The sequence below is a fragment of the Embleya sp. NPDC059237 genome, from assembly GCF_042754105.1.
Taxonomy (GTDB): Bacteria; Actinomycetota; Actinomycetes; order Streptomycetales; family Streptomycetaceae; genus Embleya.
In genome coordinates this window covers 1-14,133 of the sequence record NZ_JBHZAE010000017.1, presented here as the reverse complement: position 1 = coordinate 14,133, position 14,133 = coordinate 1, and the positions used below count along the sequence as shown (strand labels likewise).

Here is a 14,133-nt window from a genome sequence, read left to right as displayed (position 1 = left end):
GGGGGCGTGCCCGTCGGTAACGGGCGGCACTCGGCGGATGCTACCTAGACGGAGGGCCATCGCGCTTCCGGCGGTGATTGCTCACGACGTACCGACATTGCCCAAATCGGCGTAATTCGGACGTCGATCGAGCCATTTTCGGTCGTGGAACCGGTTGCTCGTATCCACAAGGTTGCCCTCCGCGCATGCCCGCTGTGAAGAGGCCGCGGGTCCCGCTCCCCGTACGCGGTCCGTGGCATCGATCACGTTGGCCGTAGCGTCCCTGTGGCGCCTGCCCCATGGTGAAGGCCAGGCCGGATCGTCACGAAACCGTGACACGGCGGGGGGTCGGTGACCCACCGCCGTGTTCCAAGGGTAAGGGGAGTTATGTGACGTTCCGTCAGTCGGGCAACGAAACAAGTCCGACCATCGTGCCCGGTCGCTCTCCGGTGGGCTCGGCGTCGAGCACGGTGGGCACGCCGCGCACGATGGTGGCCCGTACGCCGGCCGGTCCGCGCGTGAAGCGCCACGAGCCGTCCGGGTTGTCGTAGCGCTTCTCCTCCGGCCGCACCTCGATCTCGTCGAGCGCGAACACCACGAGGTCGCCGGCCAGGCCCGGGGCGATCACGCCCCGGTCGCCCAGGCCGAAGAAGCCGGCGAGCTTGCCGGTGAGGTTGTGCACCGCCTGCTCGACGCTCAGCAGGCCGGTGTCGCGTACGTAGCGGGTGAGCAGGTAGACGTTCTCGCCGGAGCCGCAGAACAGTTGCAGGTGCGCGCCGGAGTCGTTGATGTTGGTCAGCGTGTGCGGCTCGGCGAACAGGCCGGCCACGACCGGCTCGTCGAACGCGTCCGGGATGCCGCGCAGGCAGGACAGGATCCCGTTGTGGCCGATCCAGGTGGCCAGCGCGTCGGAGATGTGCAGCCCCTCCCGGTCGGCGTACTCCTTGAGCGAGATGCCGAGCGGGCCGTGACCGGTCTCCGAGATGGCCAGGATCAGCGACTCGGGGCGATCCAGTCGAGATGTCGACGACGAGACCCGGTTGTCCCAGTCCTCGCGGGCCTGGGCCCGCCACTGCGGATCGGCCAGGGTGGCGAGCTTGGTCTCGGCCGGACCGTTGATCCAGTGGTTCCACGCGGCGACCCGCTGGAAGGTGAGCGCACGCTCGAAATTGAAGAACGGCTCCAGCGGTTTATGCGGCACGTTGGGCCAGAAGTCGACGCCGTCGGCGCGCAGCCTGCGGTGCAGTGCGATGGTCTGTTCGCGCAGGTAGTCCTCCCGAACGGTGGACGGGATGGCGGTCCACTGGGCCCGGATCCCACGCGGCTTGCAGATGCGGGCGAAGCGCTCCACATCGGCGTCGATGTTGTCCGGTTCGTTGAACCGGGTGATCAGTTGGAGGGTGGCCCCGGGGTGCCGGGCGAGTACGTCGGCCAGCGCCTCGAACTCGGCGTCCTCGGCGAGCCGGGTGGGTACGGGCTTGAGGTAGCGATCCTTGTCGAAGACATTGGTCGACAAGCCGATAGCTCCATGAGTCAATGACTCGTCAAGCAACGCGGCCATCTCGGCGATCTCCTCGGCGGTCGCCGCCCGCGCCCAGGACGCCTCCGCACCCATCACCGTGGTGCGCAGGGTCAGGTGCCCGACGAACCCGGCCACGTTGACCGCGACGGCCTGCCCCTCGACCGCGCCGCGGTACTCCGGCCAGCGCTCCCATGTCCACGGCACCTTGTCCTGGAAGGCGGAGAGCGGAAGGTCCTCCAGGAAGCAGAACAGATCGAGCACGGGCCCACGCGCACTCTCCCGCAACGGCGCCACCGACATCCCACAGTTGCCGAACACGACCGTGGTGGTGCCGTAGGCGGGCAGCGGATCGAGGTCCGGGTTCCACCACATGGCCCCGTCGACGTGCGTATGCGCCTCGATGAACCCGGGCGCGACATAGGCCCCGCCCGCCTCGACGACGCGCTCGCTGCCACCGTCCGGGAGCAACCCGGGGCCGACCTCGACGATCACGCCGCCCCTGATCCGCACGTCGGCGGGGGTGGGGGGCGCTCCGGTTCCGTCGACGACGGTGCCTCCGCGTACGAGCAGATCGGCCATGGGGCTTCTCCCTATTACTTGTGATTACTTGTGCCGGATTACCGGGGTGGGATCGGGTCGGGCTGTCGGGGCTCCTTGGGATTTACGTTACGTGTTGTAACTTAACTTGGTGAACTATTCAAGGGTGGTGGGTGGTTGGTGGGGGAGGTGGCGGGTGCGGGTGCGGGTGCGGGTGCGGGTGCGGGTGGGGGTGGGGGTAGGGGTCTGGTTCTCCGGGGGCTTCCTTCCCGAGTGGGTCGGGTGTTTTCGGCGAGCGTTGAGTTTGTGGTTGCGGGCCGGCCGGTGCGGGGCCGGTCGGAGTCGGTGGTGGGCCGCCGGCGGCGTGGGGGGTTCGAGACCTGGGGTTTCCGACGAGATGAGCGTGTTGGTCGGCTTAAAAGCGACCAGCAGCGGCGGACCGGGTGGGTGCTCGGGTCGGGTTCGCCGGGCGTGCGTTCCCGAGTGGGCCGGGTGTTTTCGGCGGGGGTTGCGCTTGTGGTTGCGGGTGGCCGGTGCGGGGCCGGTCGGAGTCGGTGGTGGGCCGCCGCCGGCGTGCGGGGCTCCGAGACTCCGGGTTCCCGGCGAGGCGGGCGCGTTGCTCGGCGAAAACCGGCCGGCAGCGGCGGGCAGGTGGGTGGTCGGGTCGAGTCCTCCGGCGAGCCTTCCCGAGTGCGCCAAATGCTTTCGGCGGGCGTTGCGCCTTTGGTCGCGTGAGCTGGTCCGGGGTCGGTCAGAGTCGGTGGTGGGCCGCCGCCGGCGTGCGGGGTGCCGAGACTGCCGGCCTTCGGCGAGGCGGGCGCCTTGCTCGGCGAAGACCGGCCGGCAGCGGGGGAGCGGGAGGGCGGTCGGGTTGGGTTCTTCGGGTGCCTTCCCGGGTGGGTCGGGGTGTTTCGGGGGTGTTTGGAGGGGTGTTGGGGTTCGAAACCGGATTGCGGTGGGTGGTTGTGGGCGTCGAGCTTCGGTGACCTGCGGTTTTGCGTGGTTGGGGTGGAGAGTCGGGCGTCGAGTGCCGGTTTCGTGTTCTCCGGCCTCTTCATCGCCGCTGTGGAGACCGAAACTGGCCGGTGGGGGGGTCGGTTTCGGGCGCTGCGACCTCGCAGAGGCCGGCAAGCCGGCCGAAAGTGTCCAGTGGGAGCCGAAACCGGATCCCGAGGCACTCGAAACGGCTTCCCTTCCCGCTGACCTGCGGTTTTCTCTCGCGCCGAGACCACGGCACCCCACGCCGTCCGGTTTCGTGAACTCCCGCCCCCCACAAGCCCACCGCACCTCGAAATGCCCTGTCCATCTCACCCGGGAAGGCACCCGGAGAACCCAACCCGACCGCCCTCCCGCTCCCCCGCTGCCGGCCGGTCTTCGCCGAGCAAGGCGCCCGCCTCGCCGAAGACCAGCAGTCTCGGCGCCCCGCACGCCGGCGGCGGCCCACCACCGACTCTGACCGGCCCCGCACCAGCCACCCGCGACCACAAGCGCAACCCCCGCCCGGAACACCCGGCCCACTCGGGAACGCACGCCCGGCGAACCCACCCCGAGCACCCACCCTGCCCGCCGCTGCCGGCCGCTTTCAAGCCGACCAACACACCCGCCTCGTCGAGACCGGCAGTCTCGGAGCCCCGCACGCCGGCGGCGGCCACCACCGACTCCGACCGACCCCCCACCAGCCACCCGCGACCAAAGGCGCAACGCCCGCCGGAAGAACCCGGCCGACTCGGGAAGGCCCGCCGGAGGAGCCGACCCGAGCACCCGCCCTGCCCGCCGCTGCTGGTCGCTTTTAAGCCGACCAACACACCCGCCTCGTCGGGACCTCGAAGTCTCGGCGCCCCGCACGCCGGCGGCGACCCACCCCGACTCCGACCAGCCCCGCACCGGCCGGCGGGACCGAAGGCGCAACGCTCGCCGGAGGCATCCGACCCACTCGGGAAGGCCCCTGCGGAGCCCGACTCACCTCACCTCACCTCACCCCACCGCCACCGCCGCCATCACCGGCCGCCGGTCGTCGCACGCTTTCGACGATTCGGGCGAAGCTTTCCTTGCCGTGGCCCGTTGCGATTTGGCGGTCGATCAGGTGTTGTACGACGGCGATCACCTCCGTCCCCACGCCCTGGTCTCGGCCGGCCTCGGCGATGGTGTCGACGGCGGCCTTGTTGAAGGCCAGGCTTTGGGTTTCGGCGGTGTAGTCGGCGCTGTCGAAGTACTCTGCGTGGCCGGCCAGGCCGCCGGTCATCGCGGTGAGCCAGGGGGCCGCCAGCTCGGCGAACTCGGTTGCCGGGACGCCTTCGCTGCCGACCAGGGCGGCGCCGTAGGCGAAGCCGGCGAACATCGAGTACATCGAGCCGAGCAGGGCCAGGTCGTAGAGCGAGGCCAGGCCCGCGTCCTCGCCGAACCAGCGTGCGCCGCCGAGCAGTTCGAGGAGGTCGCGGTGGGTGTCGAAGGCGGCCTGCGAGCCGCTGTACAGGAGCGAGGCGACGGGCAGGCCGATCATCTCCGGGATGGCCATGATCGCGCCGTCGAGGTATTCGATCCCGTGCTCGGCGGCCCAGATCGCGGTCTCTCGGGCCTGCTTCGGGGTCACCGTGGTCACGTTGATCACCAGGCGGCCGGCGAGCGGGTCGACCAGGGCGGCCAGCGTGTCGCGGACCGACGCGTCGTCGAGGAGGCACACCACGACCACCGGTGAGGCGCGGACCGCTTCGGCGGCGCTCGGGGCGAGCGTGACGCCCTGGGCGACCAGATCGTCGGCGCGGCCGGCGGAGCGGTTCCAGACGGTGGTGGGGTGGCCGCCCCGGTGGATCGCGCCGGCGATGGCCCGGCCCATCGCGCCGAGGCCGAGGACGGTTGCGGGGGTGTGGGAGTGGGACTGCTGCGCGTTCACAAAGTTCTCCGGATGTCGCGAAGGAGGGAAGAAGAGAGAGGGCGGAGGGGGTGGAGGGGCGAGACGACGGTGTTCGGCGCCGGGATTCATCCTTGATCGGTGCACTCCAGTCGGCAAGTACCTACTAATAAGTGAGGTACTGACGAAAAGGTAAGTATTGAGGCGAGCGGCCATGGCGGCGGCCGTTCGGGCCGCTGTCCGGCTCGGAATCGGGGGAACTCCCCACGTCCTGCGAACAGGTGGTCGGTTTTCGCCCGGACGTCTTTCGGCGTCCATCCGGGACCGGCACAATCGCCGCCATGGCGATGATCGAGACCCGCGAATCCGTCGGTGAGCGGCTGAAGTCCGGCGCGCTCGGATTTCTCTCCGGCGGCGTGATCGGCGCCGCGCTGGGCTGCTTCGTGGTTGCGTGCATCCTGGAGAGCTGGCGGCTCTGCGTGATCGGGGTCGGGCTCTTCCTGTTCAACATGGCTGCGTGGGCCGTCCGCGGGCGCGTTCAGGAGGCCCGGGACGTGCGTGCGCCGGCTCGGCTTGCCCTCGCCGTGATCGAGAGCCGGCGGGCCCTCGGGAGCGATACGGCCGACATCCCGGTCGAGTTCGAGCTGACCGTGGCGCCGGACGAGCGCACGGCGTACCGGGTGAAGATGCGTCAGGACCTCAACCTGGTCGACATCCCCGACTATCGGCCGCGTGGCGTCGTGGTGGTGGAGTACCGCCCCGACGATCTGTGGGACGTCAAGCTCGTGACCGAGCCGACCGCGGAGTGGGCCCGGCGGGCGAGTGTGGAGACGGTGGACTCCGCACCGGTGTCCGCCATGGTCGAGTCCCCGCGCGGCGACGGTGCGTTCTGCCTGCTCGTCCTGTTCGGCCTGTTGGTCGGCGCGGGGATCGTGGTACTGCTCTGCCGGGCGGAACTGGCCGACGAGATCGGCGACCAGAGTACGAAGACCACGTCCTCGTCGTCCTCGTCCTCGTCGTACTCCGAGACGAAGGTCACGAGTAGCGTGTCGACGGGCACGACCGTCTCCGGCACCGCGTCGTCCGACTCGATGCTGGCCGAGGGGGAGCTTCGCCGGCTGGTCGGTTCGCTGGTGAGCGGGATGCACACGGGCAACGCCGCCACGTTCACCATCGACGAGCACGGCATCTCGATGCAGGGCGTGCTCGGCGCGCCGGTCGACCCCGGGGCGGTGATCGACGTGAAGACGCTGCCCTTGGAGCGGTTGCCCGGACTGGTCCGCATCGCGCAGACCAAACTGGGGATCGCCGAGCCGAATTCGTGGCGGATCACCTTCGAGCCGGTGGCCGGGTCCGCGCCCGGGCCCGGGTCCGTGGTCATCCGGGTCACCGTGACCGGAGCCGAAGGCAAGGCGTCGCTGGAGGCGGACACCGAGGGCCGGATCACCAAGCGCAACCCGCGCTGAGGCCGCCCCCGCCCGGCGCGGGATCATCGGGTTCGTGATCTGTCGTCACCGTCTCGCGAACCCGCGCGAACCCGCGCGAACCCGCGCGAATCCCGCTCGCGAACCCGGGTGAATCCTTTCGCGTCCGTCGCGCCTCTCATGGGTGTGCGGACGAGCACCTCGTCCGCCCCGCATCCCATCGGGAGGACCCCATGACCGTAGTCGTCATCGTCGTCGCGGCAGTCGCGCTGCTGCTGTGCGTGTGCACCGTCACGCTGCGCCGCCGGAAGCGTCAGCGTGGCTGACCACACCTGGCCCGGCGCGGTCCTGGTCGCGGCAGCGCAGCGCGGTGACGTCGACGCGCTCACCGCGCTCGTGCACGGCTCGCATCCGCACGTGCGCCGGTTCGCGCATACGTTGTGCGCCACCCCCCAGGATGCGGAGGACGCCGCGCAGGAGGCGCTGATCATCCTCTACCGCAAGATCGGCATGCTGCGCGCCTCGGGGGCGTTGGCGTCGTGGATGTTCCGGATCGTCCGCAACGAGTGCCTGCGTCGCACTCGTGCCCTGGTCCACCACGCATCGGCCGCCGAGTCCGACCCGTTCGACACCCCCGGTGGTACCGCGCGCTCCGCCGAGGAGGACGCTCTGCTGCGCCTGGAGGCCGAACGCGTCGCGGCCGCCGTCGCCGCCCTGCCGGACGACCTGCGGCAGGTGCTGGTCATGCGGGACATCCAGGGTCTGCCCGGCCGGATGGTCGCCGACCGGCTCGGAATCAGCACCGCCGCGATGAAGTCCCGCCTGCATCGATCCCGTTCGGCGGTACGCGAGGCCCTGCGCGACGAACCGTCCCGTAGTGAGGAGAACCGACGATGACCCTCGACTCGACCACGACCACGATGACGACCACGCTCACGAAGACACGCACCGCCGAGCCCGTCTCCCCGCCCGCCGATCCGGTCCGGCCGGCTGCCCGCGACGCGCAGGCCGCCCTCGCCGCGCACGCCGTCCACGTCGCGCCCAAGCCCGCCGGCTTCGCCAGTGCCACCGTCCCGCGCCATCTGGCCCGGGGCGCCGTCGGGTTCGGCGCGCTCGTCGCGTCCCTGGCCCTGCTGCCGGTCGCCGGCTGGGTGAGCCTGCTGCTCGCGCCGGTCGGCCTGGTCGCGCTGCGCGGTTGCCCGATGTGCTGGGCGATCGGCCTGATGGAGACCATCTCGGCCGGCCGCCTGCGCCGCTCCTGCGCGAACGGGAGGTGCGAACTCACCCGTCCGGGGAAATAGGCGCCGCGCCGCGCGCGGCCCGGCGGATCCTCGCCGAGTCGGGATCCGCTGGGCCGGGCCCGGCCCCAAGCCCAGCCGCAAGCCCGGCCCCGCGCCCGGGCACCGCGAACACGCGCCCGGCCTCACATCCACGACAGGGCCGACTCGTCCCCCCTGTTGTCGTAACCCGGGATCACATGCTCATAGCTCTCGTACGGGCTCGTGACGTCGAAGATGCGCGGGTTGTCGAACTGGACGTAAAGCGTGCGCCGACGGGCGGCGCCGGTCGCGGCCGGGCCCGCGTGCATCCCGCACCCCATGTGTACGGTCACGTCGCCCGGGTCGGTGGTCATCCCCACCACCGGCAGCCGGGCCCACTGCTCCGCCGTGTAGCGCTCGTGCGCGACCGTGCCCCACGACCCGGCCAGCGCGTACAGCTGTGAACTGTCCTGGGTCACCGCGTCGAGCCGGATGCCCACGTGCACGCGCGGACACGTGATCGGACAACCGCCGAGCGCACAGTCCTTGTGCCAGGGCAGGTCCGGGATCGACAGCGGCTCGGGCGCGGTGCCGAACTCCTTGAGCACGGCGATCTGTCCGGAGTCCCGGTCGGTCACCGCGACCACGTCCTGGCCCGCGAGGCCGCACAACATGCGCACGGTCGGGTCGTCGGCCAGCGCGGCGATCCGCGGCGAGCGCATGCCCAGGTAGGTCAACCGGTAGGGCGAGCGCCGGCCGGCCGGGTCCGCGGCCCACAACGAACCCCGGTCACCCTCACGGCACAACCCGCGAATCCGGTCCACCTCGCCGGCCAACTCCTCGACCCGGTCCGCGTCGAAGACCTGACGTACCACCAGATAGCCGGTGGTACGCAGGAAATGCGCCATCTCGTCGGGTTCGTCCCGGGTGGTGAAGTCGCGGTGCAGGTCGATCGGCCGATCCGCCAGGTCGCGCAGATCGAGGGCTTCGGGGTGGTAGATCGGCGTCCCGGAGTACATGCAGCGGATCGCCGGCTCCCACGTGTCCCAGTCGGCGAACGTGCCGCGCACGAAGCGCACCGCGTGCGACTCGACCAGACCGCGGCTGGTGCGCAGTTCGTACAGGTAGTCCTGCCACGCGCCGGACGCCAGCTCGACGACCAGTTCGGCGTCCGCGCTGACCCCCGGCACGATGCGCACCTGGCCCCGGTCCTCGACATAGCTGTACGCCGAACCGTCGGGCATGCACAGGGCGATCGGGGCGCGGCCGGCCACGTCCCAGGCGACCCGTTCGCCGAGTCCGCCCTCGAGCCGGCGTGGCAGTTCCACCCGATGAAACGAATCGAAGCACACGACCGGCCAGCCCAACACACTGAACGTGCCCCGGTCGGCGTCGTGCGCCACCGCCGATCCCGCGCCCGCAATCCCCATTGCCCCGTCCTCCCCGTTGTGCACCCGGCACACCGGCCGGGTCGTCACCAACGGTAGGCAAACAGCGTCAGAACAGCGTCAGAGCAGCGCGAAAGCGCAAGGTGACAGCCAGTCAGCTCCGCGACGGTACGCTGGCGTCCGGCGGGTCCCCGAGCAATCGCACCGCGTCCTGAAGCGTACGCTCCGCGTGTCCGGGCAGGCCCAGTTCGACGCAGCGCGCGTGCGCCGCCGCGAAGTGCGCGCGGGCGGCGGCCTCGTCGCCGGCCAGCGCGGCAAGGCCGCCGAGCACCCGGCGTACCGGGCCGAGTGAGGAGCCGGTCCAGTCCAGGTGATCCGCGTACGGCGCCAGCGCCTCTGCCACCAGCAACCCTCGCTCGGTGTCGCCCAGTTCCAGGGACACCTCGCCCAGCCGCATCAACGAGCCGGTCCACAGCAGGTCCACCGGGATGGTCGCGAAGCCCGGTACGCACAGGGCGTGGAACTCCTCGCGCGCCGACTTGGGATCCGCCGACGCGGACGCCGCCCAACACGCCTGTACCCGCCACCAGGACACGTCCCGGGACCAGCCGGCCGCCACCCCCGCCCGACGCGCCATCGCGCCCAGCCGGCCCTGCTCCCAGCGCACCGCCAGGATCTGCGACAGGTTGAACGAGCGCACCGCCTCGCGCGGCAGCCCCGAACGGCGGGCCAGCCGCAGCGCGTCGGCCAGTACGTCCGCGGCCCGCGCGGTGCGTCCGCGCAGCAGTTCCAGGCCGCAGCGGTAGATCAGCACCTCCCACGTGAACCACGGGTGCCGCAGCCGCCGGGCGACCCGCTGCGCCTGCGCGTACTCGCGCTCCGCGGCCGGGATCGCGCCGCACACCACCAGGTCGTAGGCCTGGTTCAAGTGGCTGCGAAACAACGACTCCTGATCACCGGTCAGCCCGGACAACACGGTCAACTCGCCGCTCATCCGCAGCCGTTCCTCGACCAGGTCGGGGCCGGACGCGGCCAGGTGGTGTGCCTCCAGGCCCTGCGCCAGCGCGTCGTGCGAGCCCGATTCGCGGGCCGCCTCCAGGGCTTCGTACAGCATGCCCAGCCGGGCCTCGCGATCCTGCCCGAAGGTGAGCGCCACCGCGAGCGCGGCCAGCAGCAGCGAGCGCAGCGCGATGTCGGCGGGCAGCGCGGACGCGATCGGCAGCGCGGCCAGCGCCTCGCGCAGCAGGGCGACCAACTCCAGGTCCACGCCCACCTGGTACACCTGCCCCAGGCGGACCATGGCCAGCGCCACCCGGCCGAGCCTGCGCGAATCGGAGAGCGCCCGGGCCTCCTCGGCGGCGCGGCGCAGCACCTCGCGGCAGCGCCGGTCGCCGCACCGGTCCAGCGCGGCGCCGCGCGACAGCAGCAGGTCGCAGCGGGTCTCCGGGGCGGGGTCCGTGACCATCGGCAGCACCTCCAGGGCCTGCCGGTAGTGCTCGGCGGCGACCTCGAACGCGCCGCCGTCGCGCGCCTCGTCGCCCGCCCGGCGTGCGTAGTCCAGGGCCCGGCGGGCCTCGCCGAAGCGGCAGGCGAGCCGGAAGTGGTGGGCCAACTCGGGCAGATGGGCATCCCGATCGCCCCGGGCTTCCAGGGCCAGGCCGACCTTGCGGTGCAGCTGGAGGCGGCGCGCGGTGGGCAGTTCCTGGTAGAGCGTGGAGCGGACCAGGGCGTGCACGAAGGTGAAGCGGCCCGGGCGGTCGGTCTCCTCGCCGCGCACCACGTGCGCGCGTTCCGCGTCGTCGAGCGCGTCCACGACGGTGTCGAAGCCGCCGGGGTGCACCGCCGCGACCAGGTCGATGTCGAACGAGGGGCCGACCACCGCGGCCACCGTGAGCGCCTCCAGGGTGGACTGCGGCAGGCCGAGTAGCCGCTGGCGCAGCACGTTGCGCACCCGGCGCGGGACGTCGGCCGGCACGCTCTTCCCCAGCGCCGACCAGTCGCTGACGTCGGCCCACTGGCGCAGCAGTTCGGTGGCCAGGAGCGGATTGCCGTCGCTGAGTTCGCGCAGTACGTGGGCCCGGACGCCCTCGGCGCGCGGCGGCAGCGGGCCGGCCAGTACGTGGGCCAGTTCGACCAGGGCGGCCACGTCCAGGCCGCCGAGCGGCACATGCAGCGGGTGCAGGTCGCGGTAGAGGTCGGCGATCAGCCGGGTCATCGGATGCACCGAGCCCAGACCGGTGTCCCGGAAGGCGATCACCACCACCGCACGGGTGCCGACCAGGGCGCGGGCGACATGCCGCAACATCAGCATGGTCGAGGTGGAGGACCAGTGCACGTCGTCGAGCAGCAGGATCAGGTCGCGTTCGCCGGCGGCGTGCCGGAACACCCCGGCGACCGCCTCGAACAACCGATAGCGCTCGGTGTCCGAGTCGGGCGGTCCCTGAGGCTGGGTCAGGCCCGCGGGCTCCAGCGGCAGTTCGGGCAGCAGCCGGTGCAACTCGCCGCCCAGGTCGCCGACCCGCTCGCGCAGCTCCTCGGCCGCGACGTCGCCGAGATGGGCGCGCAGCATGGTCACGAACGGTTGGAAGGGCGCGGCCACACCCTCGTCGCTGCGCCCGGTCAGCACCAACGCGTTGCGGCCGGCGCGGGTGGCGAACTCGTTGAGGAGGAAGGACTTGCCGATCCCGGCGTCGCCGCTGACCAGGATCACGCGCGAGCCGACCTCGGCCCGGGTGGACTCCTCGAGCAGACGCAGTTCGGCGGAGCGGCCCACGATCGGCCCGGGCGCGCCGTGCGGGAACACGTCGTGCGCCGAGCGGGTCGGGGCGGGCGCGGGCGGCGCGTCCAGACCGGGTGTCGGTGAGGCGAAGCGGGCGGCGGGCGCGGGCACCGGCAGCGGTTGCGGCGTGGCGTCGCCGAGCAGGCGCAGGAACGCCGACTCGGTCTCGGGCGAGGGGCCCACGCCCAGTTCGGAGTTGAGCAGCCGCCGACACCGCTCGTAGGCGCGCAGCGCGGCCGCGCGGTCGCCGCCGGCGGCGTGCGCGGTCATCAGCAGGCGGTGGCTGCTTTCGCGGAACGGATCCAGGTCGACCAGTTGGGCGGCGCGGGTCACGGCCGCGTCGGCGCGGCCCAGGTGCAGTTCGGTGGTCACCGACACGGCGAGCGCGCGCAGTCGGGCCGAACGCCAGCGGGTACGCCGCTCGTTCACCCAGTCGCCGTCCAGGCCGGGCAGAAACGGCAGGGCGAGGATCTCGTGCGCGTCGTGCGCCCGGGTCCTGGCCTGCGCGAACGCGCCGTGCACGGCCAGCGCCTCGGCTTCGATCAGGGCGCTTTCCGCCGCCTCCACGTCGACCTCGGTGCCCTCGGGCAGGGACAACACGTAACAACCGGCCCGGTGGCGCAACACCGACGACGCGTCGTAGCCGGCCTGCCCCAGGAAGCCGCGCACCCGACTGAGCACGCCGCGCAGCGCGCCCTCCCACGACTTGGGCGCCTGCTCGGGCCACAGGAGCGCGGCCAACTCCTCGCGCGGCACCGGGTGTCGGCGACCGAGCGCGAGCGCGGCGAAGACGAGCCGGGCCTGCGGTCCGCCCAGCAGGTCCTCCGCGGCGCGACCCGCGGGGCCGTCGACGCAGACATGGCCGAGAACACGTACCCGGACCACCATGCGACGGACCCCCCTCCTGCTGTCGTCGGCGAGACGACCGATTCCCCGGCGCCGGTCCGGGAGCGGTTCGAAGGACCCCGCGCGCCACATCGTACGAACCGAACGGTGCGCCCGGCGCCCAATTGCGCCGGCGCCCAGGTCACAACCCGGCCAATCGCTTGATCCCCACCAGGGTTTGTCGCAAGCTTCGATCCGCACACGCGCGCTCCCGGCCGGGCGGTCGATCGGGCGGTCGCACGGGTCCGTTCGTGGGCCGGGCCCGCCGGCGTGGACGATCGACGGCGGGGCAGACGGTGGATGGGCCCGGATCCGCGGGCCGGGACGGGTTGTCGACGGGATCCATGGGATCGGTGGGGTCGAGCGGGCCGCCGGGGACGGTAGGGCCCGGTCGAGCCCGGTCGGGGAGGAGCTGGGATGAGCCTGGACGGTTGGCAGTTGCCGCCGGTACGGGAAGGGCGGCCTGCGCCGGAGGAGTTGGAGGCGCGGCGCCGCGGCACGGCGGCGTACCGCGAGGAACCCGAGGAGGGGGTGGCGGTTGCCCGACGCCTGGTGGGCGGGGTGCCGTGCACGTTCCTGGAGGTCCCGGCCCCGGCGCTGACGCTGCTCTACTTCCACGGCGGCGGCTATCGCATGGGCGACGCCGAGGGCTGGCTGGGGATCGCGTCGCGGATCGCGCTCGCGGCCCGGGCGCGGGTGATCCTGGTCGAGTACCGGCTCGCCCCGGAGGCGCCGTTCCCCGCCGCGCTGCACGACGCGGCGAGCGTGTACGACGCGCTCGTGACGGTGGAGGAGGAGGGCCTCGACGCGGCGCCGTTCGTGGGCGGCGACTCGGCGGGCGGCGGCCTGGCGGCGGCGCTGGCGATCGCGGCGCGGGGTGCGCGGGTGCCGATGCCGGCGGGCTTGGTGCTGTTGTCCGCGTGGTTGGACCTGACGGTGACCAAGCCCACATACGACTCGAACGCGGCCACGGACCTGTTCATCTCGAAGCGGTCGCTGCGCGAGGCCGCCGAGATCTACCTGCAACTGCACGACCCGAGCGACCCGTTGGCCTCCCCACTGTTCGCCGACCTGTCCGGCCTGCCGCCGATACTGCTGATGGCGTCGTGCCACGAGGCCCTGCTCGGCGACACCACGGCCTTCGCCTCCCGAGCCGCCGCAGCCGGCGTCCAGGTCCAGGCCCACCTGATCCCCGACGTCCCCCACGCCTGGCCCGCCATCGACCCGGAAATCCCGGAATCCACGACGGCGATCGGCGCGATCGCCAGGTTCCTGACAACAACGTCGGCGACTTGAGCCGGACGGCTCCGGCGGGGGTTGCGCTTGGGGTTGCGGGCCGGCTGGTGCAGGGTTGGTCCGGGTCGTGGGGTGGGCCGCTGCCGGTGGGGGCTTCGGGGTGTGGGGTTTCGTCGGGGGTGGGTGCCCGGGTCGGGGTGAAAGGCGACCAGCGGCGGGTGGCGGGGTGGGGGGTCGGGTTGGGTTCCGCCGGGCTTGCGTTGTCGGGTGGGTCGG

Annotated in this window: 8 protein-coding genes; 4 read left to right on the top strand and 4 right to left on the bottom strand. The window is 72.1% G+C overall.

The annotated features are described in order from the left end of the window. Positions 1-379: 379 nt before the first annotated feature. Positions 380-2,080: an amidohydrolase family protein gene (locus ACFXKZ_RS38725; RefSeq protein WP_380008095.1), complete on the bottom strand. Its 1,701-nt coding sequence runs from the start codon at positions 2,078-2,080 to the stop codon at positions 380-382. A 1,927-nt stretch (positions 2,081-4,007) separates the two neighbouring features. Next, positions 4,008-4,928 (bottom strand): NAD(P)-dependent oxidoreductase, encoded by a 921-nt coding sequence (locus ACFXKZ_RS38720; RefSeq protein ID WP_380008092.1) that lies wholly within the window; start codon positions 4,926-4,928, stop codon positions 4,008-4,010. A gap of 299 nt (positions 4,929-5,227) precedes the next feature. Between ACFXKZ_RS38720 and ACFXKZ_RS38715 the strand changes: the two genes are divergently transcribed. From ACFXKZ_RS38715 to ACFXKZ_RS38705, 3 genes are all read left to right on the top strand, one after another. Next, the gene (locus ACFXKZ_RS38715; RefSeq protein ID WP_380008089.1) at positions 5,228-6,352 is read left to right on the top strand and encodes a hypothetical protein; all 1,125 of its coding nucleotides are present in this window, start codon (positions 5,228-5,230) and stop codon (positions 6,350-6,352) included. 276 nt (positions 6,353-6,628) lie between these two features. Continuing rightward, positions 6,629-7,207: an RNA polymerase sigma factor gene (locus tag ACFXKZ_RS38710; RefSeq protein ID WP_380008086.1), complete on the top strand. Its 579-nt coding sequence runs from the start codon at positions 6,629-6,631 to the stop codon at positions 7,205-7,207. After that, complete coding sequence (locus ACFXKZ_RS38705) at positions 7,204-7,611, top strand: hypothetical protein (protein ID WP_380008084.1); 408 nt, start codon at positions 7,204-7,206, stop codon at positions 7,609-7,611. The genes ACFXKZ_RS38710 and ACFXKZ_RS38705 overlap by 4 nt, the downstream gene beginning before the upstream one ends. Positions 7,612-7,733: 122 nt before the next feature. Here the strand turns inward: ACFXKZ_RS38705 and ACFXKZ_RS38700 are convergent, their stop codons facing one another. After that, positions 7,734-8,999 (bottom strand): phytanoyl-CoA dioxygenase family protein, encoded by a 1,266-nt coding sequence (locus ACFXKZ_RS38700; protein WP_380008081.1) that lies wholly within the window; start codon positions 8,997-8,999, stop codon positions 7,734-7,736. Positions 9,000-9,111: 112 nt separating this feature from the next. Then, positions 9,112-12,624 (bottom strand): ATP-binding protein, encoded by a 3,513-nt coding sequence (locus ACFXKZ_RS38695; protein WP_380008079.1) that lies wholly within the window; start codon positions 12,622-12,624, stop codon positions 9,112-9,114. A gap of 414 nt (positions 12,625-13,038) precedes the next feature. Here ACFXKZ_RS38695 and ACFXKZ_RS38690 point away from each other — a divergent pair, with 414 nt between their 5' ends. After that, the gene (locus ACFXKZ_RS38690) at positions 13,039-13,917 is read left to right on the top strand and encodes an alpha/beta hydrolase fold domain-containing protein (RefSeq protein WP_380008076.1); all 879 of its coding nucleotides are present in this window, start codon (positions 13,039-13,041) and stop codon (positions 13,915-13,917) included. Positions 13,918-14,133 lie beyond the last annotated feature (216 nt).